This is a genomic window from Aeromonas veronii (assembly GCF_040215105.1).
Classification (GTDB): Bacteria; Pseudomonadota; Gammaproteobacteria; order Enterobacterales; family Aeromonadaceae; genus Aeromonas; species Aeromonas veronii_G.
In genome coordinates this window covers 1449154-1472550 of sequence record NZ_CP157875.1, presented here as the reverse complement: position 1 = coordinate 1472550, position 23397 = coordinate 1449154, and the positions used below count along the sequence as shown (strand labels likewise).

Here is a 23397-nt window from a genome sequence, read left to right as displayed (position 1 = left end):
CCGGATCTGATTTTTAGTTCACACCATATTAATAAGACTCAATTCCTCTCCCCCTGAAATATCCCCATGACAGTCGCTTTCATGCAACCACCAAGATATCACCTCTGCCAGTCTTTCTTTATCATGACGTTTTTTTCCCTTTAGAGCACACTCCCAAACAGTCAGGCTTTTGATTCCAAGGGCTGTCAATTCATGAAGATTATTTCTATCTCGCTTCTGATTGGTTTCAATCTTCCCCCTCCAGAAAGCCACATGGCTACGTGGCCATTTGAACAGATGGCACATGTGCCCATGCCAGAAGCAACCATTTACCTCTATCACCGCTTTCCAACGTGGTAACCAAATATCGGGAGTGCCAGGCAAGCGGCGATCATGAAGGCGATAACGAAAACCAGCATGGTACAGAAGCTGACGGATCTGTATCTCCGGCTTAGTGTTGACACTCTTGATGCCTGCCATGAATCGACTTCTGGCTTCCACAGTCACAATATCAGACATAAAAAGCCTCTATTGAAACCCAATCATGGGTACTGTATTTTTTTACAGCCCCGGCATTCTCTCTGGGTAAAATGAGTGATAAGATTCTGACAACTGCAACACTCCCTAGACCTAGATATGAAACACTCAACACTACCGGTTTACAGCACCCCTGAAGAAGATCAAGCATTTTATGCCCAACGCCAGACCGAAGATCGACGGTTGATGGAGAGAGTCCTCGAAATCTATGATCAAAAGCAAATTGCTGAAAAATTGCGCGTTATGGGCGATGGCGAATGGACTCGTGAATCGCTGAATCGCTGGCTGAATGGCAAGATAGAACAAAAGCCGTTGACCCATGCGGAAACCAAAATGCTAAGGGAGCTGATCCCCTCCCCTCCCAAGCATCACGGTCACTATGAGTTCAAGTTTATTGACCTGTTTGCCGGAATTGGTGGCATTCGTAAAGGTTTTGAAGACATTGGTGGTCAATGCGTCTTTACCAGTGAATGGAATGAACAAGCTGTCAGAACTTATAAGGCCAACTGGTACTGTGATGAGTCACATCACAAGTTCAACTCGGACATCCGTGAAATCACGATGCCAGACAATGACGATCGTGATTCTGTCTATGCCCATATAAATAAAGAAATCCCGGATCATGATGTACTGCTAGCCGGTTTCCCATGTCAGCCATTCTCCTTGGCAGGTGTTTCCAAAAAGAACTCCCTTGGCCGGGCTCACGGCTTTGAGTGCGAGGCTCAGGGAACACTATTCTTTGATGTGGCCCGTATTATCGATGCTAAAAAGCCAACTGCATTTGTGCTCGAAAACGTCAAAAATCTTAAAAGCCATGACAAGGGCAACACATTTCGAGTAATCAAGGAAGCATTGACGGAATTGGGTTATTGGGTTGCAGATCTCGATATTAATGGTTCAAATGACCCCAAAATAATTGATGGGAAGCATTTCATTCCTCAACACCGGGAACGTATTGTTCTCGTCGGTTTCAGAAAAGACTTGAATCTACATGAAGGTTTTACATTAAAAGATGTAGCCACATTATTTCCAGAACAAAGGATAACTTTCGCAGACTTACTTGAACCAGTTGAGAAAGTTGATCCTAAATATATTCTGACCCCCAAGCTATGGTCTTACTTGTACCAGTATGCAAAAAAACATCAGGCGAAAGGTAATGGCTTTGGTTATGGTCTAGTTAATCCCCAAAATCCAACCACTGTTGCCAGAACCCTATCGGCTCGCTACCACAAGGATGGTTCTGAGATCCTGATCGATCGCGGCTGGGATATGATGCTGGCAGAAGCAGACTTCAATAATGAACAAAACCAACAGAACCGACCACGTCGTCTGACCCCCAGAGAATGTGCAAGGCTTATGGGCTTTGAGCAACCTGGTGAGTACAATTTCAGGATACCTGTCTCGGATACACAGGCTTATCGCCAATTTGGTAACTCAGTTGTTGTTCCTGTATTCGCTGCTGTTGCAAAACTAATGAAGCCATATATTATGATGGCAAAAAAATAGTTATCTATTAGACCCACCTTAAATCGGTGGGCTTTATTCTATATTTGTGTTTCTTTTATCTCATTAATGAATTCTATAAATGACATCAACCATGGGGTCTGATCCGGTGAATATGTTTTCTGAATAACTGCTGGCACAACAAGTTGCAAATTGTTGGCTTGCATTTGTTCTATCTGATTTTCACTAATAGCAGGTTCCATAGTAATAAGATGCTTACGCTCTATTCTATCAGCTTCAGCTAATACCTGTCTCCATCTATCTTTACAAGTAGTTTTTGCTCCCAGAATTCTCAATTTTTCATTGGAAAATAAATCATCATTATAACAACTAGAATTGGGAAATATAAAATCAGGTTTTTGCCTCTTCTCTGTTATTTTACCTCGCTCAAAAATAACACCTGATTTCTTTAGAATAAATTCAATGTGGTTTTCAAAAGCGTGACCACTACGAGACTTACGGCGATTCTGCACACTCAAAGAGAATTGGACAAATTCATCCACATCATCACCATGCTCTCCAAATCCGGCGAGAAGCTTTTTTCTGACAATATGCCTTTCCAATTGCCTAAACGCCGACTCCTCAACCTCCATCCATTCAATCAAAGCCTCATCAGGATACTTAATCGGACATATTTCTTTAGAAAGTTTTCTGGAAAAGGTTGAAAAGTCACGAGTTGTAGGGAATTGATCTCCAAAGCGCTCTAATATTTTCGTAAGATAATCTTGTCCGATGGTACCTATGTTAATACCGTAACGGGCCAACATTAGACTAACTGGTACAGCCAATTCAGTATCCATTGTTAATCTGGTTAACCCTTTTTCTAGCGCGTCAACTTTACGAGCCCCAAACAAAGTTCTGAGCTGCAACTCAAACTCACCACCGGGAGGGCAAAAAATCATCAAAAGACCGCCTTCCCAAGTTCTTGCTATCAGTAAAAAATCTCCAGGTCTTAGGCGTGTAGTGACATCATTCGATTTGTAATAGAGTCTCCACTCTGGACTCCGTTTTTTGTAACGTGTATCATACCAAGTCACAAAATCATCCACGATTAGCGTTTCCCCATCCCCCTCATTTAAGTACACCATGATTGTACTAATATTGAATTTACTTCCATCATCAGGCATCCCCAACTCAAGACCCATTCCGGCCTCAACAAGCCCACCAATTTCATGTTGATTAGATTTTTTTGGGTTTACATCTACTACAGATAGATATTTAAATGCTGCAGATGAGAATACGTCCGCCAGTTGTTCAAACATATTTATGTCTCTGATTAAAATTCAGTGAGTGCCAGAAAAATCAAAATTATCATTTAATATATCCATTGGGTCATATTAAAACCACATATTCAACGAATTTTCAATGTATGTACTAAACCATCTACATCACGTCCTTTGTGCAACGTTTACTCTTTGATGGACTTTTCATTAGCCTTAGCACTTGATCCGCTCGATACGGCCACCGCTTAGCTTGAAGAAGGCATCCTGGGGCAACTCCTGGCGTCAGGTGGTGTTGTAAGCGTAGGCACCGCGCAGCATGGCGCCGAGCAGGCCGTGGGAGACGACGATGGCGCACTCGGCGATGGCCGGGTCCATCAACCAGCTCCGGGCGCAGCGCTGGATGCTCTCGACACTCTCCCCCGCCGGGGCTTGCAGATACCAGGCCGGCTGGCTGATATCGAGACTGGGATACTCCTCCAGCAGATCCGGCACCCGGCAGCTCTCCCACTCCCCCATGCCGAGCTCCACCAGTCGCTCGTCCCAGACGATGCGTTCCTTACCCAATCCAAACTGCTAGCATATCCGCTCCGCCGTCTGCTGTGCCCGGCTGAGGGGCTGACATAGCGCGTCCAACTCACGGAATCCGTCAGGAGGTCGACCAGACGGGAGTCCATGGCGAGGCCTATCCCCTCATATGCTGCAGCTATCGTGAGGGCGACAACAATGCGGGAGTTCACCAACACCTCTACCACTGCTCCTACACGCCATATCAGATCCGCAATCCTGCGGTTTGGGAGGGAGATAATTGGGTCTTTCCGGTTCACCAAGCACGGGATGGCTACCAATGCAGGGCAAAGGCAGGTTTTTCGCTCTGAACCGGGGCCTTTTTGGTACATATCTCTGGCCCACAAGAGGGACGCCTGATATACAATCTGCCACTCGATTTCCCAGGCCGGGCCTAGGCTCAGGCCCTGATGTATCCCAGAGTGAGTGAACGTGACCGCGACCCACACCATGCTCGACAGCTCTTACAGCCAGGATCTGGTCTTCTTCTCCATTCTGGTGGCCGTGCTCGCCTCTTACACCGCCTTGAACATGACGAGTCGAGTGAGCCAAAGCAAGGGGCGCGCCGCCGTGCTCTGGCTGGCCGGTGGTGCCTTCGCCATGGGGCTCGGCATCTGGTCCATGCATTTTATCGGCATGCTCGCCTTCGAGCTGCCCATCGCCCTGGGTTACGATCTGGCGCTGACGGGGCTCTCTTTAGTGGCGGCCATCGTCTCGTCGGCCTTTGCGCTCTGGCTGGTGAGCAGGCCCCAGTTGCCCTGGCGCCACATCGCCATCGGTGCCCTCTTGATGGGAGCGGGCATTGCCAGCATGCACTACATCGGCATGGCAGCCATGAAGATCATGCCCGGTATTCATTACCACTCTGGCCTCGTCATCCTCTCCATCCTCATCGCCGTGCTCGCCTCCGGCGCCGCGCTCTGGATAGCCTTTCGCCTGCGCGACAGCCATCAGCGCGCCTTCTTTCGCAAGGCCCTGGCCTCGCTGGTGATGGGATCCGCCATCATCGGCATGCACTACACCGGCATGGCGGCCGCCGAGTTTCCAGAGCACAGCCTGTGCGGCGCCCTTTACACCGGGCTCAACACCCAGTGGCTGGCCACCGTGGTCATCATCGTCACTCTGGCAGTGTTTGCCATCGCCCTGGTGCTCTCCATGCTGGATGCCCACGCGGCGCGGCTCTCGGCCTCCCTGCACCAGGCCCACGACGAGTTGCTCAAGCTGGCACTGCACGACAGTCTGACCCAGCTCCCCAACCGCCTGCTGTTTGCCGATCGGCTGGAGCAGCGCATTCAGGAGTGCCGGCACAGCCAGCGCAGTTTTGCACTGCTGTTTCTCGATCTGGATGGCTTCAAGATCATCAACGATGCCCATGGTCACCACATCGGGGATCAACTGCTGGCGCAGGTCGCGCAGCGGATAAAAGCCTTGCTCGGCGCCAACGATAACGCCTCCCGCTTCGGCGGTGATGAGTTTGTGCTGACCCTGGCACCGGGGGATCTGGCGCAGAGCACCGAGTTTGCCGAGCGGTTATTGGCGAGCCTGGCCGAGCCCTATGCGTGGGAACATCACAGCCTGCGCGTCACCGCCAGCATCGGCATCGCCGTCTATCCCCAGGATGGCACCAGCCTGCATGAGCTGACCCTCAACGCCGACGCCGCCATGTACCATGCCAAGAAGCGGGGGCGCAACGACTACTACTACTTCGACAGCGCCATGAACGCCAACGCCCACCAGCAGTTTTTACTGCAACAGGAGCTGTGCCATGCGCTGGCGCGAGGGGAGTTCTCCTTGCTCTACCAGCCCAAATATGACGCGCGCGAGGGCAAGGTGATCGGGGCTGAGGCGCTGCTGCGCTGGCACCATCCCCATCATGGTGCCATCTCCCCCGCCAGCTTCCTGCCGCTGGCGGAGAAGAGTCGGCTCATCATCGCCATCGGCAACTGGGTGCTCGACGAAGCCTGCCGCCAGATGAGCCAATGGCGCGATGCGGGCCATCATGACTGGAGCGTGGCGGTCAATCTCTCTACCATTCAGCTCGCCAGCACCGGTCTGCTGGAGGAAGTAGAGGCCTGCCTGCACCGCCATCGGCTGGAGGCTCGCCACCTGACGTTGGAGATCACCGAATCCACCGCCATGGAGAATGCCGAGGAGAGCCTTGTCATCCTCAACCGTCTGGCCCAGCTGGGCATTGGCATCTCCATCGATGACTTCGGCACCGGCTACTCCAGTCTGCTCTACCTCAAGCGCTTCCCGGCCTGCGAGCTCAAGATAGACAAGGGCTTCGTCGCCACCCTGGAGCAGACCAGTGAAGATGCCACCATCATCAGCGCCATCATCGCCCTGGGTCAGGCGCTGGGGATGCGTATCGTGGCAGAAGGGGTGGAGACGGAGCGCCAGCGCGCCCTGTTGACTGACCTCGGCTGCGATACCCTGCAAGGCTATCTGCTCGGCAAACCCATGCCAGCCAAGCAGTTGCTGGCCCACTGCACTCCCCTGTGCCAGGCCCCCAGTCCGGTTGCCGCCCATTAACGACAACTGGCCAAGCGCCGCAGTGGCATCGCTGTCATGGGGTGAACAGGGCTCTTGATACGCTCGGGTCAGGCCTCCATCAGGGTCACGCCCGCCTCATCGAGCCAGCCTCGGGGCTCTGCCCCGAGCGTCCCCTCGGTGATCAGGGTCCCCAAATTGGCAAGCGCCATGATCCGATAGGGTGACACGGCCCCCAGCTTCTCGTGCCCGGCCAACATGATGACCTCCGCCGACTGTTCGGCCATCAAACGCTTGATGGTCGCCTCTTCCCTGTCCCCCGTGGTGATCCCAAGCTGTGGGTGGATGCCGGTCGCCCCCATGAAACACAGATCTGCGCGTACCTCCGAGATGGCCGCCGCGCTCAGGGCGCCCACGGCCACCAGGGAGTGTTTGAACAGACGCCCGCCAATCAGCTCCACCTCGATGTGGGGATGGTGAGCCAGCGCCACCGCGATGCTGGGGCTATGGGTCACTATGGTGGCGTTCAATGAATGGGGCAGCTGTTGCGCCAACTGCACATTGGTCGTCCCCCCGTCGATAAACACAATCTGGCCTGGCTGAACCAGCCCGGCCCCCACCTTCCCCAGCCTCGCCTTGACGGCGGACCCCAGCTGTTCACGGGCTCCGAAATCGACGATGGCAGAGGAGGCGGGCATGGCCCCCCCATGGACGCGCAGCAACAGTCCTTCACCGGCAAGTTCCCGCAAATCTCGCCGTATGGTGTCGTCAGAGACATCAAACTGCTGGCTGAGCGCCTTGGCAATGACGCGTCCATCACGCTTCAATACATTCAAGATCAATGCCTTGCGCTCTGATGTCAGCATGCTTCCCTCGATATGCACGAAATCAATTGATAATGCACGATATTACATGAAAAACTGTAACCATGGCCAGCACTGGGCTGGCCCCTGGCCGATAAAGGACGATCCATGAGTGTTGCAACGCGTGTGCGGGTGGAGAGTGTCGATGTGCTCTCCGACGACTGGTATCTGCTCAAGAAGACCACCTTCTCCTTCCTGCGAAGTGACGGCCGCTGGCAGCGCCAATCCCGTGAGACCTACGACAGGGGGAACGGGGCGACCATACTGCTCTATGAGCCCGCGCGGCGCACCGTCATCCTCATCAGCCAGTTCCGCTACCCCGCCTTCGTCAATGGCCACGACGACTTGCTCATTGAAGCACCCGCCGGACTGCTCGATGCGGCCGATCCCGAGACCCGCATTCGTGCCGAGGCCGAAGAGGAGACCGGCATCCGTGTACGGGAGGTACGCCAGATCTTCGATGCCTTTATGAGTCCGGGTTCGGTGACGGAGCGGCTGCACTTCTTCGTGGGAGAGTACAGGGAGAGCGATCAGATCTCCCGGGGGGGTGGCAACGAGGCGGAGGGGGAAGACATCGCTGTGCTGGAGGTGGATATCGATGCGGCGCTCGCCATGATAGAGACGGGGAAGATCCGGGATGGCAAGACCATCATGCTGCTGCAATATGCCGCCCTGCACCTGTTTCGATAAACCAGCCAAACCGGGCGGGTCTGGCTCCTGCCGGGCATGACCCGGCAGGAGCCCATGTTGGGGGGAGAGACCCCTGCCCTATTGATGAGCAAGCGCGCGTCGCCTTAGCACGGGATCCGCTCGATACGGCCACCACTTAGCTTGAAGAATGCATCCTGAGGCAACTCTTGTGACCAGGTGGTGGCGTAGTCGAGATCGGCGTAAGCACCGCGCAGCATGGCGCCGAGCAGGCCGTGGGAGACCACGATGGCACGCTCGGCGATGGCCGGGTCCATCAACCAGCTCTGGGCCCGGCGTTGAATGCTCCCGGCGCTCTCCCCCGCCGGGGCCCGCAGATACCAGTCCGGCTGGCTGATATCCAGTGTGGGGTGATCTTCAAGCAGATCCGGCACCCGGCAACTCTCCCACTCCCCCATGCCGAGCTCCACCAACCGCTCGTCCCAGACGATGCGCTCGCTGTCCAGCCCCAGCTGCTGGCAGACGAATTCAGCCGTCTGACGAGCACGGCCAAGGGGGCTGGCGTAGAGCGTCCATTGCTCAGGCTCATCCAGAATCTCGCGCAGGCGATCCCCCATGGCGATGGCCTGGGCCTCTCCCTTGACGGTCAGCGCCGAGTTGCAGCGCCCCTGCAAACGTTGTTCGGCGTTGTAGCGGGTCTGGCCGTGGCGCAGCAGATAGATGATGCGAGACATAATTTCTCCAATGGGCTCAACGAGATAGACAGAAGGCAGGATACCAGATATCAGCCCGGGGGGACGATGTTACGAAAAGCCGTGGCAGGAGCGCGGCGCGTGGCCACTCATATGGGGAGATGGGAGCAACCCTCTGACGGGATAGACTCCTCGCAGTGAGTCCCACGCTGTGTTGCTGCAGGCGGCTCACGGCACCAGGTCCAACCTGCATCACTCTTCTACGTCTCAATCTCAGGCGAGGCAACATGGCCAAGTATCAGTTCCTGACCCTGCCGGCATCCCAGCAGCAGACCTACACCTATCTGGACGCGGACTCCCCCACCTTCATCCAGGAAAAGCATGCCCTGCTGGCCCAGGGATTCGAGGTGGAGGATGACTTCATCTACGCCAATACCCCGGCCGAGGCCATCGAGAAGTACCGATCCGGCTTCACTTATGTGGCACAGGAGTATGCCCACGCCAACGGTATCTATGCCTTTTTCCATCTCCTGCTGGTGCTGGCCAAATCCCTCTTCGGGCGCAAGCAGCCCCGCTGAGGCACGGAGTTTCAGGCGTCAGACCAATACCAAAACGGCGCCCGAAGGCGCCGTTTTTTATTCCCGTCTTGTACTGCCCGGGTGAACAAGCGCGATGCTTATTCCTCTTCCAGATAGGCGTAGCCTTGCAGACCCAGCTCCAGCTCGTCGAGCAGGGCCTTGCGGGTCGCATCGTCCAGCGCCGGGTGGGAGGCGATCCGCTGGTAGTTCTCGCGGATGACGGAGGGGTCGATGTTGACGTAACGCAGCAGCTGGTCGACGGTGTCGCCGCGCACCACGTTGCGGATGTCCATCTTGCCCTCTTCGTCCAGCCACACTTCCGCGCAGTGGGTATCGCCAAACAGGTTGTGCAGATCGCCGAGGATCTCCTGATAGGCCCCCACCAGGAAGAAGCCGACGTGGCACACTTCGTTGGCGCCGTACTCCGGCATCGGCAGCGTCTTCTCGACACCGAGGCCATCGACGTAGTGTTCCACCTGACCGTCGGAGTCACAGGTGATGTCCATCAGGATGCCGCGACGGCTGAGCGGACGCTCGAGGCCGGCAAGGGGCATCACCGGGAACACCTGGCCAATGCCCCAGGCATCGGGCAGGGACTGGAACAGGGAGAAGTTCGCGAAGCACTTGTCCGCCAGCTTCTCGTTCAACTCGTCCGCCAGGGCGCGGTGGTTGCGGTTGACCGGGTTGAGCAGCTCTTTGAGCGCCAGACAGGTGTTCTGGTGCAGCATCTCGGCCCAGGCACGCTGTTCGAGGTTCAGAAGGCCCATGGTGTACTGAGCGTTCACGTCCCCAAGGTCAGCCACGGAGTCGTGGTAGATCTCGAGCAGGGAGGGATCCTCGGTGCGCAGGTCCAGCCATCCCTTCCACATGTTCTGCAGGATGGTGGGAGCGTCGTCGCCCGGTTCGCTGATGTCGTTCACCTCAACCCCTTCGGCCCCGATGATATCGGTGACCAGCACGGCGTGGTGAGCGGTCAGGGCGCGGCCGGACTCGCTGATGATGGTCGGGTGCGGCAGGTCGAACTCACGGCACACATCGCCGATGCCCCAGACCACGTTGTTGGCGTACTCGGACAGGCTGTAGTTCGCGGAGCAGTGGCTCTGGGAGCGGGTACCCTCGTAGTCCACCCCCAGGCCGCCGCCCACATCGACCACATCGATGGGCACGCCCAGGCGACGCAGCTCGGCGTAGAAACGGCCGCACTCGCGGATACCGCCCTGAATGTCGCGGATGTTGGCGATCTGGGAACCCAGATGGAAATGCAGCAGTTGCAGGCAGTCCAGCTTGCCAAGGCCGCGCAGACGCTCAACCAGCGCCAGGATCTGGGAGGCGGAGAGACCGAACTTGGACATGGAGCCACCGCTCGATTCCCACATGCCGGAGCCGGTGGAAGCCAGCTTGGCGCGCACCCCGATGTTGGGCTTGATGTTGAGGCGAGCTGACTCGTCCAGCACCATTTCCAGCTCGGAGGGTTTTTCCACCACGATGTAGACCTTGTGGCCCATCAGGTTGCCCAGAAGGGCGTGGCGGATGTATTCACGGTCCTTGTAGCCGTTACAGACGATCACCGAGCCTTGCTCATGGTGATGGGACAGCACGGCCAACAGCTCCGGCTTGGAGCCCGCTTCCAGCCCAAGCCTCGGCTTGTCGCTGTAGGACTGACTGATGGTCTCGATGACGCGGCGCTGCTGGTTCACCTTGATGGGGTAAACGCACAGGTAGTCCCCTTCATAGGCGGACTTCTCGATGGCCTGACCGAAGGCGTTGAACAGCGCATCGACCCGGCTCTTGAGGATGTCGGGGAAGCGCAGCAGTACCGGGGTGGTCAGCCCGGACTGGCGCAGCTGTTCGATGGCATCGGACAGCACGATCTGCGCCTCGGGACGAGACTTGTCGGGGGAGACGGTCACATGACCGGCGTCATTGATATTGAAAAAACCCGCTCCCCAGTAGGGAACGTTGTAGACCTTCAAGGAGTCCTTGCTGGACCAGTTAGTCATGGGCTATGCCTCGCAAATGAGCGGCCGGTGGCCGCCTTCGTTACCCTCAATCACATCCAGACCATCTATTGCAAATCGCGGCAAACCTAAGCTGCCTGCTGGAACCGGTCAGGGCGCCCGCGGTCAATGGCGATCTTCGCCATCTCTACCAAAGGGGTCCTGCCATCACATCCAGACCATCTGCACATCGCGGCAAGCCAGGGCTGCCTGGTGGATCTTGGGGAAGTAACGAGTCTTGATGTGGGGCTGGTGGCTTTACATCAAGCTCAACGGTATACGGTGTCACGCTAGCGCGATACCGCGGTACTTTGATGACAAGGGGCATCAGCCACGCCGCTTGTTCATCATTCGGCAGCCGTCACGACGACGAGGGAGGTGTCCAAGAAGAGAGGGAAGGCATCTGCACGCAACCGTGTTGTTAGACGACAACCACCACAGCCAGCTCAACACCGACGACCGCCCATGACAAGGGAAGATGATGGGCCAGTGGCCCACTCGGTCGGCGAAATGATGAGAGTCCGTTGTTCTCCCTGATACCGGAGCCTAACCGGTATTAAAGAAACCATGCCCTAGCAGTGTCTGTCGTTTCTGCGTGCCTCGCCCTATAGGCGCGTGATCCTCCGGGTGCTGGCGGCCACGCCTGCGCAGGGTTACCCTCGGATCGGCGCGGAGTGTACACATTTACCGCGACCGGTGACAATAAAAAATCGCGTAAAAAAATCCGTTTGATCCGCATCGCCTGATCTCGCTGTCAGCCAAGCGGGCTCTGGGATAGCGCATCATGACCCCCTTCCCCGTCAGCCCTGAAAATAACCTGTGATTTGCCCGTTTTTCCCGATGCCTTGCCAGTGCTGGGATGCGGTCATATCCGACCATGCCGAGGCTGCTTATTCAGTTTTTAAATCGGAATTTTTATGCATATTTGAGCAGTTGTCCGCGCTCTACCCTCTATGGGGAGATTTCGCTATCCCGTTCGACAAATGCGCCAAAAACTGCGCTGACGCAAAAAGTGGCGGAGCAGCTTTGGCCACAATGTCCCCTCATCATCAGTCTGAGGCCTGCCAATGGATACCCTGCTTGAGCGTTTTCTCCGCTATCTGACTTTCCATACCCGCTCCGATGCGACCAATCCCGTCTGCCCAAGCAGCGAGGGACAGCGTATCTTCGCCCGCGCCCTGCAAGAAGAGCTGCAGCAGCTCGGCTTGAGTCAGGTGATCCTGGATGACAACGGCTACCTCACCGCCTGCCTGCCGGGCAACCAGCCAGCGGCACCGGCGATCGGACTGATTGCCCACATGGACACCGCCGACTACGAGGCCGAGTTCGTGGTGCCCCAGATCGTCGAGAACTATCAGGGGGGGGATATCTGCCTCGGCAAGGGGGACGAGGTGCTGGCCATCCACCAATATCGCTTCCTGAAGAACTACCTCGGCCAGGATCTCATCACCACGGACGGCACGACCCTGCTCGGCGCCGACGACAAGGCGGGGATCGCCGAGATCCTCACCGCCGTCGAACACCTGCAGAATCACCCCGAGATCCCCCGCGGCGATCTCTGGCTCGGTTTCACCCCGGACGAGGAGATAGGCCGGGGGGCCGACTTGTTCCCGCTGGATCGCTTCCCGGCCAAGTGGGCCTATACGGTCGACGGCGGGGAGCTCGGCGAGCTGGAGTACGAGAACTTCAACGCCGCCAGCGCCACGGTGCGCTTTATCGGCAACAACGTGCACCCGGGCACCGCCAAGGGGGGCATGATCAACAGCCAGACCCTGGCCGCCCGTTTCCACGCCGACATGCCCGCCGCCCAGACCCCGGAGTGCACGGAAGGCTACGAGGGCTTCTTCCACCTGGCCCAGATGAGCGGCACCGTGGAAGAGAGCCGCCTGCACTACATCATTCGCGACTTTGACGACGACAGCTTCGCCGCCCGCAAGGCACAGCTCAAGGAGCGGGTCGCCTCCTTGCAACTGGACAACCCCAAGGCGCGCATCGAGCTCACCCTCACCGACAGCTATCGCAACATGCGCAGCCAGATTGAGCCGCACATGCACATAGTGGCGCTGGCCAAAGCCGCCATGGAGGCCGCCGACGTGGCACCCAAGATCAAACCCATTCGCGGCGGTACCGACGGCGCCCGCCTCTCCTTCATGGGTCTGCCCTGCCCAAACCTCTTCACCGGGGGTCACAACTTCCACGGCAAGCACGAGTTCATCCCGCTGCAATCCATGGAGAAAGCGGTCACCACCCTGGTGGAACTGGTGCGCCTCACCGCCGCCTGGCGCGGTTGATCCTGCCAGCCTGACGCGCAGGGCGAGCCCGTCGCCCTGCCATCAAACTGTCATCTCACTGCCACGAGGCAGGCACAGAAGGGACGCACGCTGGGGCAAAGGATCAGCGGAGCCACCCCATGTTCAACGTCGATACCCTGCTGCAACAGCACCTGCCCCAACTCACCAGCCAGCCTCTTTTTCGCCCCTTGCTGAGGCGAGGTCTCGGCTGGTTGCTGCACGAGCAGACCTTCCAGCGCTTTGCCGAGCACTATCCCCACCTGCGTGGGCTCGACTTCATCGAGCAGGCCCTGGCGCAGCTCGATTTTGACTACCGGGTGAGCGAGGCGGAGCTCGAGAACATCCCCGCCAGCGGCCGGGTCATCCTGGTGGCAAACCACCCCATCGGTTCCCTGGACGGGCTGGCCCTGCTGCGACTCATTGGCCGAATCCGACCGGACGTGAAGATAGTGGCCAACCGGTTGCTGGCCGAGCTGCCTCCCCTGCGCCCCCTGCTGCTGCCGGTGGACAACCTCGGCGGCAAGACCGACCGGCAGGCCATCCTGGCCATGGGGGAGCACCTGGCCCGTGAGGGTGCCCTCATCATCTTCCCCGCCGGGGAGGTTTCCCGCCTCGGCCCAGGGGGGGTGAAAGACGGCCCCTGGCAGGGGGGCTTCATCAAGCTCGCCAGACGAACCCTGACCCCCCTGGTGCCCATCCATCTCGGCGGACGCAACGGCGCGGGCTTTTATCTCACCTCCTGGCTCAACAAGAACCTGGCGGGGCTCTTGCTGGTCAAGCAGCTGTTTCGCCAGCAAGGGCAACGCATCCCCCTCACCATCGGAGAGCGGATCCCCCCCAGCAGCCTCGGCGAGTTGCCCGCCAAGACGGCGGCACGCCTGGTGCGCAGCCACCTCTACCGCATCGGCAGCGGCAAGTCCGGCCGCCTGCTGACCGAGGCCCCCATCGCCTTGCCGGAGGAGCGGCGCCTGCTGAAAGCGGCCATCGACGGGTGCGAGGCGCTGGGGCAGACCCCGGATGGCCAGCAGATCCGGCTCTACCGGCGTCATGAACTGAGCCACTCGGTGATCCTGCGCGAGCTCGGGCGACTGCGGGAGATCGCCTTTCGGGCGGTGGGGGAAGGGTCGGGACGGCGACGCGATCTCGACGCCTTCGACGATGACTACTATCACCTTATCCTCTGGGATCCGGCCCGCCTCGAGATAATCGGTGCCTACCGCTTCATCCCGGTGGCCGAGCAACTGGCGCGCAAGGGCCTCCACGGCCTCTACAGCCACAGCCTGTTCGGGTTCGAGGATAGGCTGCTGCCCCGGCTGGAGCAGGCCATCGAGCTCGGTCGCAGCTTCATCCAGCCTGCGTACTGGGGCAAACGCGGGCTCGATTACCTCTGGTTCGGCATCGGCGCCTACCTGGCACGCTATCCCCATTACCGTTATCTGTTCGGGCCCGTGTCGCTCTCCGGCAGCCTGCCACCCCAGGCCAAGGATCTGCTGGTGAGCTTCTACCGCCAGCACTTCGCCCCCGATGGAGCCCTTGCCCCCTCAAGGCGCCCCTACCCGGCCACCCCGCCCTTGTTCGAGGGACAAGATTACGGCGCCGATCTCAAGGTGCTCAAGGCCAGCCTCGACAACCTGGGCTGCGCCATCCCCACGCTCTACAAGCAGTACTCGGAGCTGTGCGAGCCGGGAGGCGTCCAGTTCATGGATTTTGGCACCGACCCGGCCTTCAACCACTGCATCGACGGCCTGGTGTGGGTGGATGTGAGCCGCATCAAGGCCCACAAGCGGGCACGCTATATCGAACAAGCTTCGGGCAGCAGTCGAGAACACTACAAATCATAACCTACACAGCCGAAGTAACTGCCAACCTACAAAAGGGAGGCATGGCCTCCCTTTTGTTTACCCTTTTACCGCCGTTCACTCGGTAGCCGGTTTGCGATCCGCATGGCCGAGGTCGCGTTCGGGGGCGATGATGTCCCGCACCCGCTGCTTGATCTCCTTGGCCTCGGGGAAGCCCTCGTCCACCACCCTGTCCCACACCTGCACGCCGTTGACCAGGATCTTGAATTCCCCCTTGCTGGCCGGGACCAGTGCCACCTCGCCGAGGTCGCTGTCGAAGGTGGAGAGCAGCTCCTGGGCCAGCCAGGCGGCCCGCAGCATCCAGCGGCAGAGGGTGCAGTAGCGGATCTCGATGCGGGGCTTGAGGAGGGGGCTTGAGGGTTCTGTCATTGGGTCACTCCGTGAAAATCTGCCAACCAGTGGCAGGCGATGGTGTTCATGGTGCTCTGGGGCAGCTCGAACAGGCCGGGCGGCGGCATCTGGCGCGCCAGCTGATGCACCCCTTCGATGATCTCCGCCAACACCAGATAGACATATTCGCCGATCACGGCGCCATGGACAAAGTTGACCGCCTCCCCCCGGTTGAGCAGGAAGATGGTGCTGCCATCCGGACGGGTCAGGGCCAGCACATGAGGGCACACCTCGGCACTCGGCCAGGAGAGCCGGGAGAGGCAGAAGGCGAACTCGTCGTCCGCCGAGGTGACCGAGGCCAGCATGGCGCCGGGGCGCAGGGCCAGCAGATCCTCGATGTCCAGCGAGCCATTGCCGGTGGAGCAGATCACCAGCTCGGCCCGGCTGAGGGCCTCGGCCTTGTTCACCAGTTTGAAGCCGTGGGAGAGCGCCTCCACCTGGCGCAGGGCATCGGTCTCCACCAGCTCCAGGTGCAGGTTGCGGCAACGCAACTCGCGGGCGATGCTGCGCCCCACCTTGCCATAACCGAACAACGCGGCCTGGCAGACGTTGAAGGTACGCCTCAAGGTACGAGCCAGGGATTCGGCGGAATAGACCACGCTAAGCCCGATCTGGATATCTTCCGCCTGCTTCAAGGGACTGCGGGCCACCGACACCACGGGGGCGGCCAGGGGCTCCTGCTCGTAGCGCTGATGGCCGTTTTCGGTCATCTCCACCACCCCGATGAAACGATCGCCGAAGTGCTCGGCCAGGCTGGACTGGGTTCTGGCGAAGTAGCCGCCGATATCCAGGATGACGAGCCGCTCATGGGGCTGCACCAGGGGGGCAATCTGGGTGATCACCTCGCCAGGATCCGAGGTCCAGTGGCGATTGAGGGGCAAGACGGGGTAGTGTTGCTGAGCCCAGTTCAGGGTTGCTCCATGCACTGACTTGGGTTTGGGCAAGATGGCACCGACCCGCCCGACCCGGTCCAGCACCTGAATGAAATGGGGGCGATCGGGCAAGAGGTGCGTCACCAGCAGGATACAGAGATCCTCGAGGCGCGGCTGCTCGATGAAATGGCGAAAAAACAGATGCTCAGATCCTTGACTGCGCAACTGTGGCCTCCTTAGTGTGCCGCAAGCATGCAGGCAAACAGAACCCGGCCAGGCCGGGTTCTGTGTGTGTCCAGATAATTGAAAATCCTTTTTATCCGAAACCACTATGGGGCTCAATCATTATCTATGCAGACTATGAGCTCTCATGCAAATTAAGGGGTAATAGCCTGTTTTTCATGCGAAAATCAATAAAGTGATGCCTCGGGCCAGACCCACCACAGACTCAACCCAGCGCCAACTCCCGCCACCAGGATCAGCAGACCCCAACGAGCTAGCCAGGGCTTGCCGCGCATGGCCCACTCCAGCAGCGGCAGCAGCCAGACCGGCAACAGAGCCACCAGCGGCACTTCCACGTATTGCCAGGCCAGCATCTGCACGAAGGCAAGCGCCAGAGCCAGCGCCGCCGGGGCGTTGTTCAGGCCGGCGAAGACCCCAAGCAGGGCACGAAAACCGGCGAAGGCCGCCAGGGCTCCCGCAAGCTGGGCGATAAGCAGGCTGCCATCGATACCGATGACCAGCGCCAGCCAGACGAAGCCGAGCGCAAAGCCGAGCCCCTCCTGGCTGTCGGCACGCAACTGCGTCCAGCCAAACCAGACGATAGCAGGCAACAGCGCCAGCCAGATGCGCGGCTCGCTGGCGATCACCGTCGCCAGGCCTTGCCACCACACCAGGGCCCCCAGGGCCGCAAACAGCAGTAGGGCGACCCGCTTGTCCGCAACCTCAGCCGCGATGGCGGGCACCAGCAGGGTCAGGGGCAACCATTGCCACGCCTTGACCGGCAAGCCGTAGGCGCCACCCAGCAGACAACCCACCAGCCAGATGGCCAGGGCGCCCCAGAGGTAGCCGAGCCGTGGCCAGCGCCAGGATAACAAAGCGGCCCCCAAGGGAGCCGCCAGGGTTTGCAACAGGAGTGCTGCGCCCATTACTTGCGCACGCCTTCGACGAACAGGTTGATGCCCATCTCGTCAGGAATGCCGGGCAGCATGTAGTTCACGCCAAAGTCGCTGCGCTTGATGGTGGTGGTGGCGTTGAAGCCGCTGCGGTAGCCGCCCCAAGGGTCTTTGCCTTCACCGACATGGACCAGATCGAAGGCCACCTCTTTGCTGACCCCGTGCAGGGTCAGGGTGCCCTTGAGCACGCCCTTGTCCTTGGTGCCTTCATAGCCGGAGCTGACGAAGGTCATCTTGGGGTACTGCTTCACGTCCAGGAAGTCCGGGCTGCGCAGGTGCTTGTCACGGGCTTCATGGTTGGAGTCCACGCTGGCGGCATCGATCTCGAAGCTCGCCTTGGCCGCAGCCGGATTGGCCTCGTCCATGCTGAAGGTGCCGCTGAAGGTGTTGAAACGGCCAACCAGATCGGAGAAGCCCAGATGGCCCACCTTGAACTGGACAGTGGTGTGCGCCGCATCCACATCGTAATCGGCCGCCATCAGGGGAGCCGTCATAAACAGGCAGGAAGCCAGCAGGGCCTTGGTCATTTTCATTCCAGTCGTTCCTTCAATTAGGGGTTCACATTGATACCCGACATGCTAACCTCCGAACAGGAATGGATAATCACCGATTTATTAAAATAATTATCAACCGAGAGTGGAATATGGATCAGATAGCCGCCATGCGCACCTTCATCAAGGTGGTGGAGTGTCAGAGTTTTACCAAGGCCGCCCACCAGCTCGGCATCTCGGTGGCCATGACCTCCAAACTGATGCAGCAGCTCGAGGAGTCCCTCTCCACCCGGCTGCTGTCCCGCACCACACGCCAGGTCAACCCCACTGAGGCAGGCCAGTTCTACTACCAGCGCTCGCTGGCCCTGCTGGCGGAGCTGGAAGAGACCCACAGCCAGCTCACCCACAACAACCAGCAACCCCAGGGCACCCTCAAGCTGTCGGTGCCCATGGACTTTGGCTACCTGCACCTCTCCCCTACCCTGCCGCTCTTCTATGAGCGCTTCCCCGAACTGAAGCTGGAAATTGAGTACAGCGATCGGCGGGTGGCACTGGTGGAAGAAGGGTTCGATCTGGCGCTGCGCATCGGCAACCTGCCGGACTCCTCCCTGGTGGCCAAGCCGCTCGCCATGATGAAGCTGGAGGTGTGTGCCAGCCCGGCCTATCTGGCCAAGCACGGCACCCCCAAGACCCCCGAGGATCTCAAGCAGCACGACTGCCTCATCTACACCCTGACCCAGCCGGACTGGGTGTTCAAACGGGATGGGCTACAGACCAGCGTGCGCCCGCAAGGGCCCCTTCGCGCCAACAACGGGGTGGTGTTGACCCGGGCCGCCTGCAATCACATGGGGATCATCTGGCAGCCCACCTTCATCGTCGGGGACGCGCTGCGCTCGGGGGAGCTGGTGTCACTCCTGCCCGAGTGGGACAAGGGGCAGATAGGCCTCTATGCCCTCTACCCTCACCGCCGCTTCGTCTCCGCCAAGGTGCGCTGCTTCATCGAGTTCGTGCAGGAACGCTACCTCGCCCCCCACTACTGGGACAGAGTGGAGTAGGCAGGGATCAGGCCGGCGTTGTCGGTTGTTCGTCCGCGGGCAGGGGCAGCTCGGCCACCAGCAGTTGCTCGTTCAGACGAAGCTGCCAGCGCGGCAGACGGCGCTGCAAGGCGGCAAACTGATCGTCACCCAGGACATAAGGCAGGCTGATATGCAGGCAGTGGCAGTCCAGCATGCCCGCCAATTGCAGCGTCAGGGTGAGATTGGCCTCATCGGTCTTGTGCTTGTTGATGCGCTTGCCGAGCTCGTGGCGAAAGTGCGTCTCGGGATCCTGGGTCATCGCCTGCCAGCCGTAGCCGAACAACGGGATGAAGGCGCTGACGATGCCAAGGGCGGTGAGCGGCTGCTTGGGGGGATGATAGAGGGCGTTGAGATCCAGCAGTATGGGGGTTAGATGTCGCTCACGACTACCGGATAAAATGTTATTACTCATTGGATAACCTTGTTGATTCCTCTAGACTTCGCCGCATCTTTGACCCGACATGCCAACGAGGTGCTGATGCTAAGCGATATCGAGATCTCCCGCCAGTCCCCCCGCCTGCACATCGACGAACTGACCCGGCGTCTCGCCATCCCGCCACATCTGGCCAACCCCCAGGGCCACCACAAGGCCAAACTCAGCCTGGCCCTGCTCAAAGAGCCCCCCAAACGGCAAGGCAAGCTGGTGCTGGTGAGCGCCATCACCCCCACCCCCCTCGGGGAGGGCAAGACGGTGACCACCCTCGGTCTCTCCATGGGCCTCAACCACATCGGCCAGTCCAGCGTGGCCACCATACGCCAGCCGAGCCTCGGGCCCGTGTTTGGCGTCAAGGGAGGGGCCGCCGGTGGCGGTCATGCCCAGGTGGTGCCCATGGAGGAGATGAACCTGCACCTGACCGGGGACTTCCACGCCCTCGCCGCCGCCCATAACCTGGCTGCTGCCGCCCTGGATGCCCGCCTGTTCCACGAGCAGACACTGGGGGATGCGTTCACCCCCAGAACCGGACTGGCTCGCCTCGATATCGACCCTGCCAACATCCTCTGGCCCCGCACCCTGGACATGAACGATCGGGCCCTTCGCCACCTGACCATAGGCCAGGGTGGTCCGGCCGATGGGGTGGAGCGCCAGGATCGCTTCGTCATCACCGCCGCCTCCGAACTGATGGCCATATTGGCGCTCGCCAGCGATCTCAAGGATCTGCGTGCGCGCATCGGCCGCATCCAGCTCGCCCTGGATCTGCGCGGCCAGCCCATCACCGCCGAACAACTGGAAGTGGCAGGGGCCATGACGGTGCTGCTCAAGGAGGCCCTGCAACCCACCCTGATGCAGACCACGGAGCAGACCCCGGTGCTGGTGCACGCCGGCCCCTTCGCCAACATTGCCCACGGCAACTCCTCGGTCATCGCCGATCGCATGGCACTGGCGCTCACCGACTACGTGGTGACGGAGGCGGGTTTTGGTTCCGACATGGGGCTGGAGAAGTTCTTCAACATCAAGCATCGCCAGTCCGGCATCACCCCCTCCTGCGTGGTGCTGGTCGCCACGGTGCGCAGCCTCAAAGCCAACAGCGGCCTGCTCGACATCCGCCCGGGCCAGCCTCTGCCGGCCAGCCTGCAGGATGAAGATCTGCCGACCCTGCGCCAGGGCTGTGCCAACCTCGCCTGGCATATCCAGAACGCCCGCCGCTACGGGGTGCCCGTGGTGGTCGCCATCAACCGCTTCCCAAGTGACAGCCCGGCCGAGCTGGCCCTGCTGGAAGAGGAGGCGCGCCGGGCGGGCGCCTGCGGCGTGGCCCTGTCGGAAGCCTTTACCCGGGGCGGCGCAGGCGCGGCAGATCTCGCCAGGGCCGTGATGGCCGCCAGCGCACAGCCGAGCGAGGTGCAACTGCTCTACCCCGATGCCATGAGCCTGGAGGCCAAGCTCGCCACCCTGGTGGAGTGCGGCTATGGCGGCCGTGGCGTCATCCTTTCTGACAAGGCCAAGAGTCAGCTCGCGGCCCTCTCCAAGGCAGGCTGGGATCATCTGCCGGTCTGCATGGCCAAGACGCCGCTGTCGCTCAGCCACGACCCCGCCCTCAAAGGCGTGCCCACGGATTTCGAGGTGCCCATCGAGGAGGTGCGCCTGTGCGCAGGGGCCGGTTTTGTCTACGCCCTCGCGGGTCCCATCATGACCATGCCGGGGCTTGGCAGCCTGCCTGCCTACCGGCATATCGATATCGATGACGACGGTGAAATCATCGGGCTGAGCTAAGTCGAACGACCTACCCAACCGGCTAGGATGCCTAGAGAGGGCTGACATTGTTGGGTTGAAACAACACTGCCTAACACCGGATAACAAGAGGCCCCGCCAACCGGCGGGGCCTCTTGCTATCCGGCATAACCCTGAAGGGCCTAGAGCGTGAAGCGCTGGGTCATATGGTGCAGCGTATTGGCTAGCTTGCTCAGCTCGATGCAGGCCTGGGCGGTCTGCTGGGCCCCCAGGGCGTTCTCGTCTGCGGCGCTGTGAATGTTCACTATGCTGCGGTTGAGCTCCTCGGTCACCGCATTCTGTTCCTCGGTCGCGGTGGCGATCAGGGTATTCATGTCGGTGATCTGGGTGACGGCGCCATTGATGCTGTCGATGCTGTTGCCCGCTTCCCGCGCCAGCCCGACGCTGTTTTGCATCTGCTGACGGCTCAGCTGCATGGCGTTGCCCGCCTCGGCGGTGCGCTCCTGCAACACCTCGATCATCTTGCTGATCTCGGCGGTGGAGTTCTGGGTACGCTGGGCCAGGGAGCGCACCTCGTCGGCGACGACCGCGAAACCGCGGCCCTGCTCACCGGCGCGAGCCGCTTCGATGGCGGCATTGAGCGCCAGCAGGTTGGTCTGCTCGGCGATGCCGCGAATGACATCCAGCACCATGCTGATGTTGGTGCTGTCCTGCTCCAGCTGCTGCACCACGCTCCCGGCCTGCTCAATCTGCAAGGAAACCTGCTCTATGCTGCCGATGGCGCGACCCACCACCTGATGCCCCTCACTCGAGGTGTGGGAGGCGGCCTTGGCGGCGCTCATGGCGTCCGTGGTGTTGCGAGCCACCTCGTGCACGGTGGACTGCATCTCGTTCATGGCGGTCGCCACCTGGGAGACTTCATTCTGCTGGCTGGCCATGCCCTTGGCAGACTGCTCGGAGATGGCGCTCACCTCCTCCACCGCGCTGCTGAGCTGGCTCACCGAGCCCGCTATCTCGCTCACCAGGTCTGCCAAGGCGCCCTGCATGCGATCGATGGCGCCGCCGAGCTGACCCAGCTCGTCGCGCTTGAAGCGATTGCCGCGGATCCACTCCTGCAGCTCACCCTTGCCGAGATCGCCGCTGGCGATGCGCTGGGCCTGGCGGGCCAGCATTACCAGGGGATCCCGGATCTGGCGAGTCAGTACCACGGAGAGCACGGTGACCAGGCCAAGGCCCAGTACCAGGGCGATGATGATGCTGAACCTGGCGCTGTCGAAGGCCCCGACCACCTCGGCGCGGGAGTTGACGGAGTAGCCATGGTTGATCTGAATGAGTGTGGACACCGACTTGGCCAGGCTGTTGTAGAGGGCGATCCCCTCGCTCATGAAGATGCGCTGGGCCTCCGCCATCTGGCCGTTGTCCTGCATCTGCTTGAGGCGCTGATGCATCGCCACGTACTTGCTCCAGTCCGCCTTGACGATGTCGAAGGTGCGACGCTCTTCCACGTCCTCCGCCCAGATGGTCACATCATGGGCAGCCACCTGCCGCTCCACGTCCCGCAGACTCTGCTCGCTGGCATCGCGGTAATGGGCCTTCTGCTGGGGGTCATCCGCCACCAGGAACACATCCAGTTCATAACGGCGCAGATCATTGATGGTCTCCCCCAGGGCGCTGGTACGCACCACGGCAGGCAGAATGCTGTCGGTGAAACCGGTGGCGGCCCGGTTCATGTTGCCAAACTGCAGCAGCGAGAAGCCGCCGATAAAGGCCATCATCAGGCCGAGCACCGCAAAACCTGCGGTGAGTTTCTTGCCGATCGTCATGGTACTGGGATTCATGGTTTGTCCTGCAATGGGTGAATTACTGGCATCCGCCTGAGTTGTGCCCTCCTGGCACGAAACACGATAGCTGCCATCCATTGCAGTCATGCAAGTGCGCCGCCTCGAGGGAGACGGCGCCAAGGGGTCCGAACGTGCAGATCCCGGTCGATACGGGTGATCAT

19 protein-coding genes and 1 pseudogene are annotated in these 23397 nt (G+C 59.7%); 8 read left to right on the top strand and 12 right to left on the bottom strand.

Annotation, left to right across the window (positions count from 1 at the left end; translation table 11 throughout):
- Window positions 1–18: 18 nt before the first annotated feature.
- Complete coding sequence (locus ABNP46_RS06935) at window positions 19–498, bottom strand: very short patch repair endonuclease (RefSeq protein ID WP_349921675.1); 480 nt, start codon at window positions 496–498, stop codon at window positions 19–21.
- A gap of 117 nt (window positions 499–615) precedes the next feature.
- On the opposite strand from ABNP46_RS06935, the gene ABNP46_RS06930 reads away from it, so the two are divergent.
- Window positions 616–2022 carry a DNA cytosine methyltransferase gene (locus ABNP46_RS06930; protein WP_349921674.1) on the top strand — a complete coding sequence of 469 codons (1407 nt, stop codon included), beginning with the start codon at window positions 616–618 and terminating at the stop codon, window positions 2020–2022.
- A 38-nt stretch (window positions 2023–2060) separates the two neighbouring features.
- Here ABNP46_RS06930 and ABNP46_RS06925 read toward each other — a convergent pair whose 3' ends face one another.
- Window positions 2061–3281, bottom strand: a complete 1221-nt coding sequence (locus ABNP46_RS06925) for a type II restriction endonuclease (protein ID WP_349921673.1) — start codon at window positions 3279–3281, stop codon at window positions 2061–2063.
- A gap of 174 nt (window positions 3282–3455) precedes the next feature.
- A pseudogene (locus ABNP46_RS06920) lies at window positions 3456–3949 on the bottom strand (histidine phosphatase family protein); the annotation flags it as partial.
- Between the two features lie 289 nt (window positions 3950–4238).
- Here ABNP46_RS06920 and ABNP46_RS06915 point away from each other — a divergent pair.
- Window positions 4239–6338, top strand: coding sequence for a putative bifunctional diguanylate cyclase/phosphodiesterase (locus ABNP46_RS06915; RefSeq protein ID WP_349921672.1), 2100 nt, complete (start codon window positions 4239–4241; stop codon window positions 6336–6338).
- Between the two features lie 68 nt (window positions 6339–6406).
- Here ABNP46_RS06915 and ABNP46_RS06910 read toward each other — a convergent pair whose 3' ends face one another.
- Entirely contained in the window at window positions 6407–7162 is a 756-nt protein-coding gene (locus ABNP46_RS06910; RefSeq protein ID WP_349921671.1) for a DeoR/GlpR family DNA-binding transcription regulator, read from the bottom strand.
- A 105-nt stretch (window positions 7163–7267) separates the two neighbouring features.
- On the opposite strand from ABNP46_RS06910, the gene ABNP46_RS06905 reads away from it, so the two are divergent.
- A complete protein-coding gene (locus ABNP46_RS06905) occupies window positions 7268–7849 on the top strand; it encodes an NUDIX domain-containing protein (protein ID WP_349921670.1) in 582 nt (193 codons plus the stop codon).
- Between the two features lie 104 nt (window positions 7850–7953).
- Here the strand turns inward: ABNP46_RS06905 and ABNP46_RS06900 are convergent, their stop codons facing one another.
- Window positions 7954–8541 carry a histidine phosphatase family protein gene (locus ABNP46_RS06900; protein ID WP_349921669.1) on the bottom strand — a complete coding sequence of 196 codons (588 nt, stop codon included), beginning with the start codon at window positions 8539–8541 and terminating at the stop codon, window positions 7954–7956.
- Window positions 8542–8786: 245 nt separating this feature from the next.
- Here ABNP46_RS06900 and ABNP46_RS06895 point away from each other — a divergent pair, with 245 nt between their 5' ends.
- On the top strand, window positions 8787–9077 hold the full coding sequence (locus tag ABNP46_RS06895) for a hypothetical protein (RefSeq protein ID WP_349921668.1): 291 nt from the start codon (window positions 8787–8789) through the stop codon (window positions 9075–9077).
- 98 nt (window positions 9078–9175) lie between these two features.
- Here the strand turns inward: ABNP46_RS06895 and speA are convergent, their stop codons facing one another.
- The gene (gene speA / locus ABNP46_RS06890) at window positions 9176–11077 is read right to left on the bottom strand and encodes a biosynthetic arginine decarboxylase (protein ID WP_349921667.1); all 1902 of its coding nucleotides are present in this window, start codon (window positions 11075–11077) and stop codon (window positions 9176–9178) included.
- Window positions 11078–12141: 1064 nt separating this feature from the next.
- On the opposite strand from speA, the gene pepT reads away from it, so the two are divergent.
- The gene (gene pepT, locus ABNP46_RS06885) at window positions 12142–13365 is read left to right on the top strand and encodes a peptidase T (RefSeq protein WP_349921666.1); all 1224 of its coding nucleotides are present in this window, start codon (window positions 12142–12144) and stop codon (window positions 13363–13365) included.
- 119 nt (window positions 13366–13484) lie between these two features.
- Window positions 13485–15206: a lysophospholipid acyltransferase family protein gene (locus ABNP46_RS06880; protein ID WP_349921665.1), complete on the top strand. Its 1722-nt coding sequence runs from the start codon at window positions 13485–13487 to the stop codon at window positions 15204–15206.
- Window positions 15207–15281: 75 nt separating this feature from the next.
- On the opposite strand, the gene ABNP46_RS06875 is transcribed toward ABNP46_RS06880, so the two are convergent.
- The 4 genes from ABNP46_RS06875 to ABNP46_RS06860 all read right to left on the bottom strand — a co-directional run bounded on the left by ABNP46_RS06875 (window position 15282) and on the right by ABNP46_RS06860 (window position 18194).
- Entirely contained in the window at window positions 15282–15593 is a 312-nt protein-coding gene (locus ABNP46_RS06875; protein WP_349921664.1) for a SelT/SelW/SelH family protein, read from the bottom strand.
- Window positions 15590–16711: an adenosylhomocysteinase gene (locus ABNP46_RS06870; protein WP_349921663.1), complete on the bottom strand. Its 1122-nt coding sequence runs from the start codon at window positions 16709–16711 to the stop codon at window positions 15590–15592. The genes ABNP46_RS06875 and ABNP46_RS06870 overlap by 4 nt, the downstream gene beginning before the upstream one ends.
- Window positions 16712–16896: 185 nt before the next feature.
- Window positions 16897–17634, bottom strand: coding sequence for a hypothetical protein (locus ABNP46_RS06865; protein ID WP_349921662.1), 738 nt, complete (start codon window positions 17632–17634; stop codon window positions 16897–16899).
- Window positions 17634–18194, bottom strand: a complete 561-nt coding sequence (locus tag ABNP46_RS06860) for a YceI family protein (protein WP_349921661.1) — start codon at window positions 18192–18194, stop codon at window positions 17634–17636. The genes ABNP46_RS06865 and ABNP46_RS06860 overlap by 1 nt, the downstream gene beginning before the upstream one ends.
- A gap of 110 nt (window positions 18195–18304) precedes the next feature.
- On the opposite strand from ABNP46_RS06860, the gene ABNP46_RS06855 reads away from it, so the two are divergent.
- A complete protein-coding gene (locus ABNP46_RS06855; RefSeq protein ID WP_349921660.1) occupies window positions 18305–19207 on the top strand; it encodes a LysR family transcriptional regulator in 903 nt (300 codons plus the stop codon).
- 7 nt (window positions 19208–19214) lie between these two features.
- Here the strand turns inward: ABNP46_RS06855 and ABNP46_RS06850 are convergent, their stop codons facing one another.
- Complete coding sequence (locus ABNP46_RS06850; RefSeq protein ID WP_349921659.1) at window positions 19215–19640, bottom strand: hypothetical protein; 426 nt, start codon at window positions 19638–19640, stop codon at window positions 19215–19217.
- A 66-nt stretch (window positions 19641–19706) separates the two neighbouring features.
- On the opposite strand from ABNP46_RS06850, the gene ABNP46_RS06845 reads away from it, so the two are divergent.
- Entirely contained in the window at window positions 19707–21437 is a 1731-nt protein-coding gene (locus ABNP46_RS06845; RefSeq protein ID WP_349921658.1) for a formate--tetrahydrofolate ligase, read from the top strand.
- Between the two features lie 140 nt (window positions 21438–21577).
- Here the strand turns inward: ABNP46_RS06845 and ABNP46_RS06840 are convergent, their stop codons facing one another.
- Window positions 21578–23233 (bottom strand): methyl-accepting chemotaxis protein, encoded by a 1656-nt coding sequence (locus tag ABNP46_RS06840; RefSeq protein ID WP_349921657.1) that lies wholly within the window; start codon window positions 23231–23233, stop codon window positions 21578–21580.
- Window positions 23234–23397 lie beyond the last annotated feature (164 nt).

What these genes read in the sequence shown, in the direction of transcription:
- ABNP46_RS06895 (WP_349921668.1), top strand. Translation starts at nt 8,787, where the DNA reads ATGGCCAAGTATCAGTTCCTGACCCTGCCGGCATCCCAGCAGCAGACC.
- ABNP46_RS06910 (WP_349921671.1), bottom strand. Translation starts at nt 7,162, where the DNA reads ATGCTGACATCAGAGCGCAAGGCATTGATCTTGAATGTATTGAAGCGT.
- ABNP46_RS06935 (WP_349921675.1), bottom strand. Translation starts at nt 498, where the DNA reads ATGTCTGATATTGTGACTGTGGAAGCCAGAAGTCGATTCATGGCAGGC.
- ABNP46_RS06900 (WP_349921669.1), bottom strand. Translation starts at nt 8,541, where the DNA reads ATGTCTCGCATCATCTATCTGCTGCGCCACGGCCAGACCCGCTACAAC.
- ABNP46_RS06845 (WP_349921658.1), top strand. Translation starts at nt 19,707, where the DNA reads ATGCTAAGCGATATCGAGATCTCCCGCCAGTCCCCCCGCCTGCACATC.
- ABNP46_RS06875 (WP_349921664.1), bottom strand. Translation starts at nt 15,593, where the DNA reads ATGACAGAACCCTCAAGCCCCCTCCTCAAGCCCCGCATCGAGATCCGC.
- ABNP46_RS06925 (WP_349921673.1), bottom strand. Translation starts at nt 3,281, where the DNA reads ATGTTTGAACAACTGGCGGACGTATTCTCATCTGCAGCATTTAAATAT.
- pepT (WP_349921666.1), top strand. Translation starts at nt 12,142, where the DNA reads ATGGATACCCTGCTTGAGCGTTTTCTCCGCTATCTGACTTTCCATACC.
- ABNP46_RS06855 (WP_349921660.1), top strand. Translation starts at nt 18,305, where the DNA reads ATGGATCAGATAGCCGCCATGCGCACCTTCATCAAGGTGGTGGAGTGT.
- ABNP46_RS06930 (WP_349921674.1), top strand. Translation starts at nt 616, where the DNA reads ATGAAACACTCAACACTACCGGTTTACAGCACCCCTGAAGAAGATCAA.
- ABNP46_RS06865 (WP_349921662.1), bottom strand. Translation starts at nt 17,634, where the DNA reads ATGGGCGCAGCACTCCTGTTGCAAACCCTGGCGGCTCCCTTGGGGGCC.
- ABNP46_RS06905 (WP_349921670.1), top strand. Translation starts at nt 7,268, where the DNA reads ATGAGTGTTGCAACGCGTGTGCGGGTGGAGAGTGTCGATGTGCTCTCC.
- ABNP46_RS06840 (WP_349921657.1), bottom strand. Translation starts at nt 23,233, where the DNA reads ATGAATCCCAGTACCATGACGATCGGCAAGAAACTCACCGCAGGTTTT.
- ABNP46_RS06880 (WP_349921665.1), top strand. Translation starts at nt 13,485, where the DNA reads ATGTTCAACGTCGATACCCTGCTGCAACAGCACCTGCCCCAACTCACC.
- ABNP46_RS06850 (WP_349921659.1), bottom strand. Translation starts at nt 19,640, where the DNA reads ATGAGTAATAACATTTTATCCGGTAGTCGTGAGCGACATCTAACCCCC.
- speA (WP_349921667.1), bottom strand. Translation starts at nt 11,077, where the DNA reads ATGACTAACTGGTCCAGCAAGGACTCCTTGAAGGTCTACAACGTTCCC.
- ABNP46_RS06860 (WP_349921661.1), bottom strand. Translation starts at nt 18,194, where the DNA reads ATGAAAATGACCAAGGCCCTGCTGGCTTCCTGCCTGTTTATGACGGCT.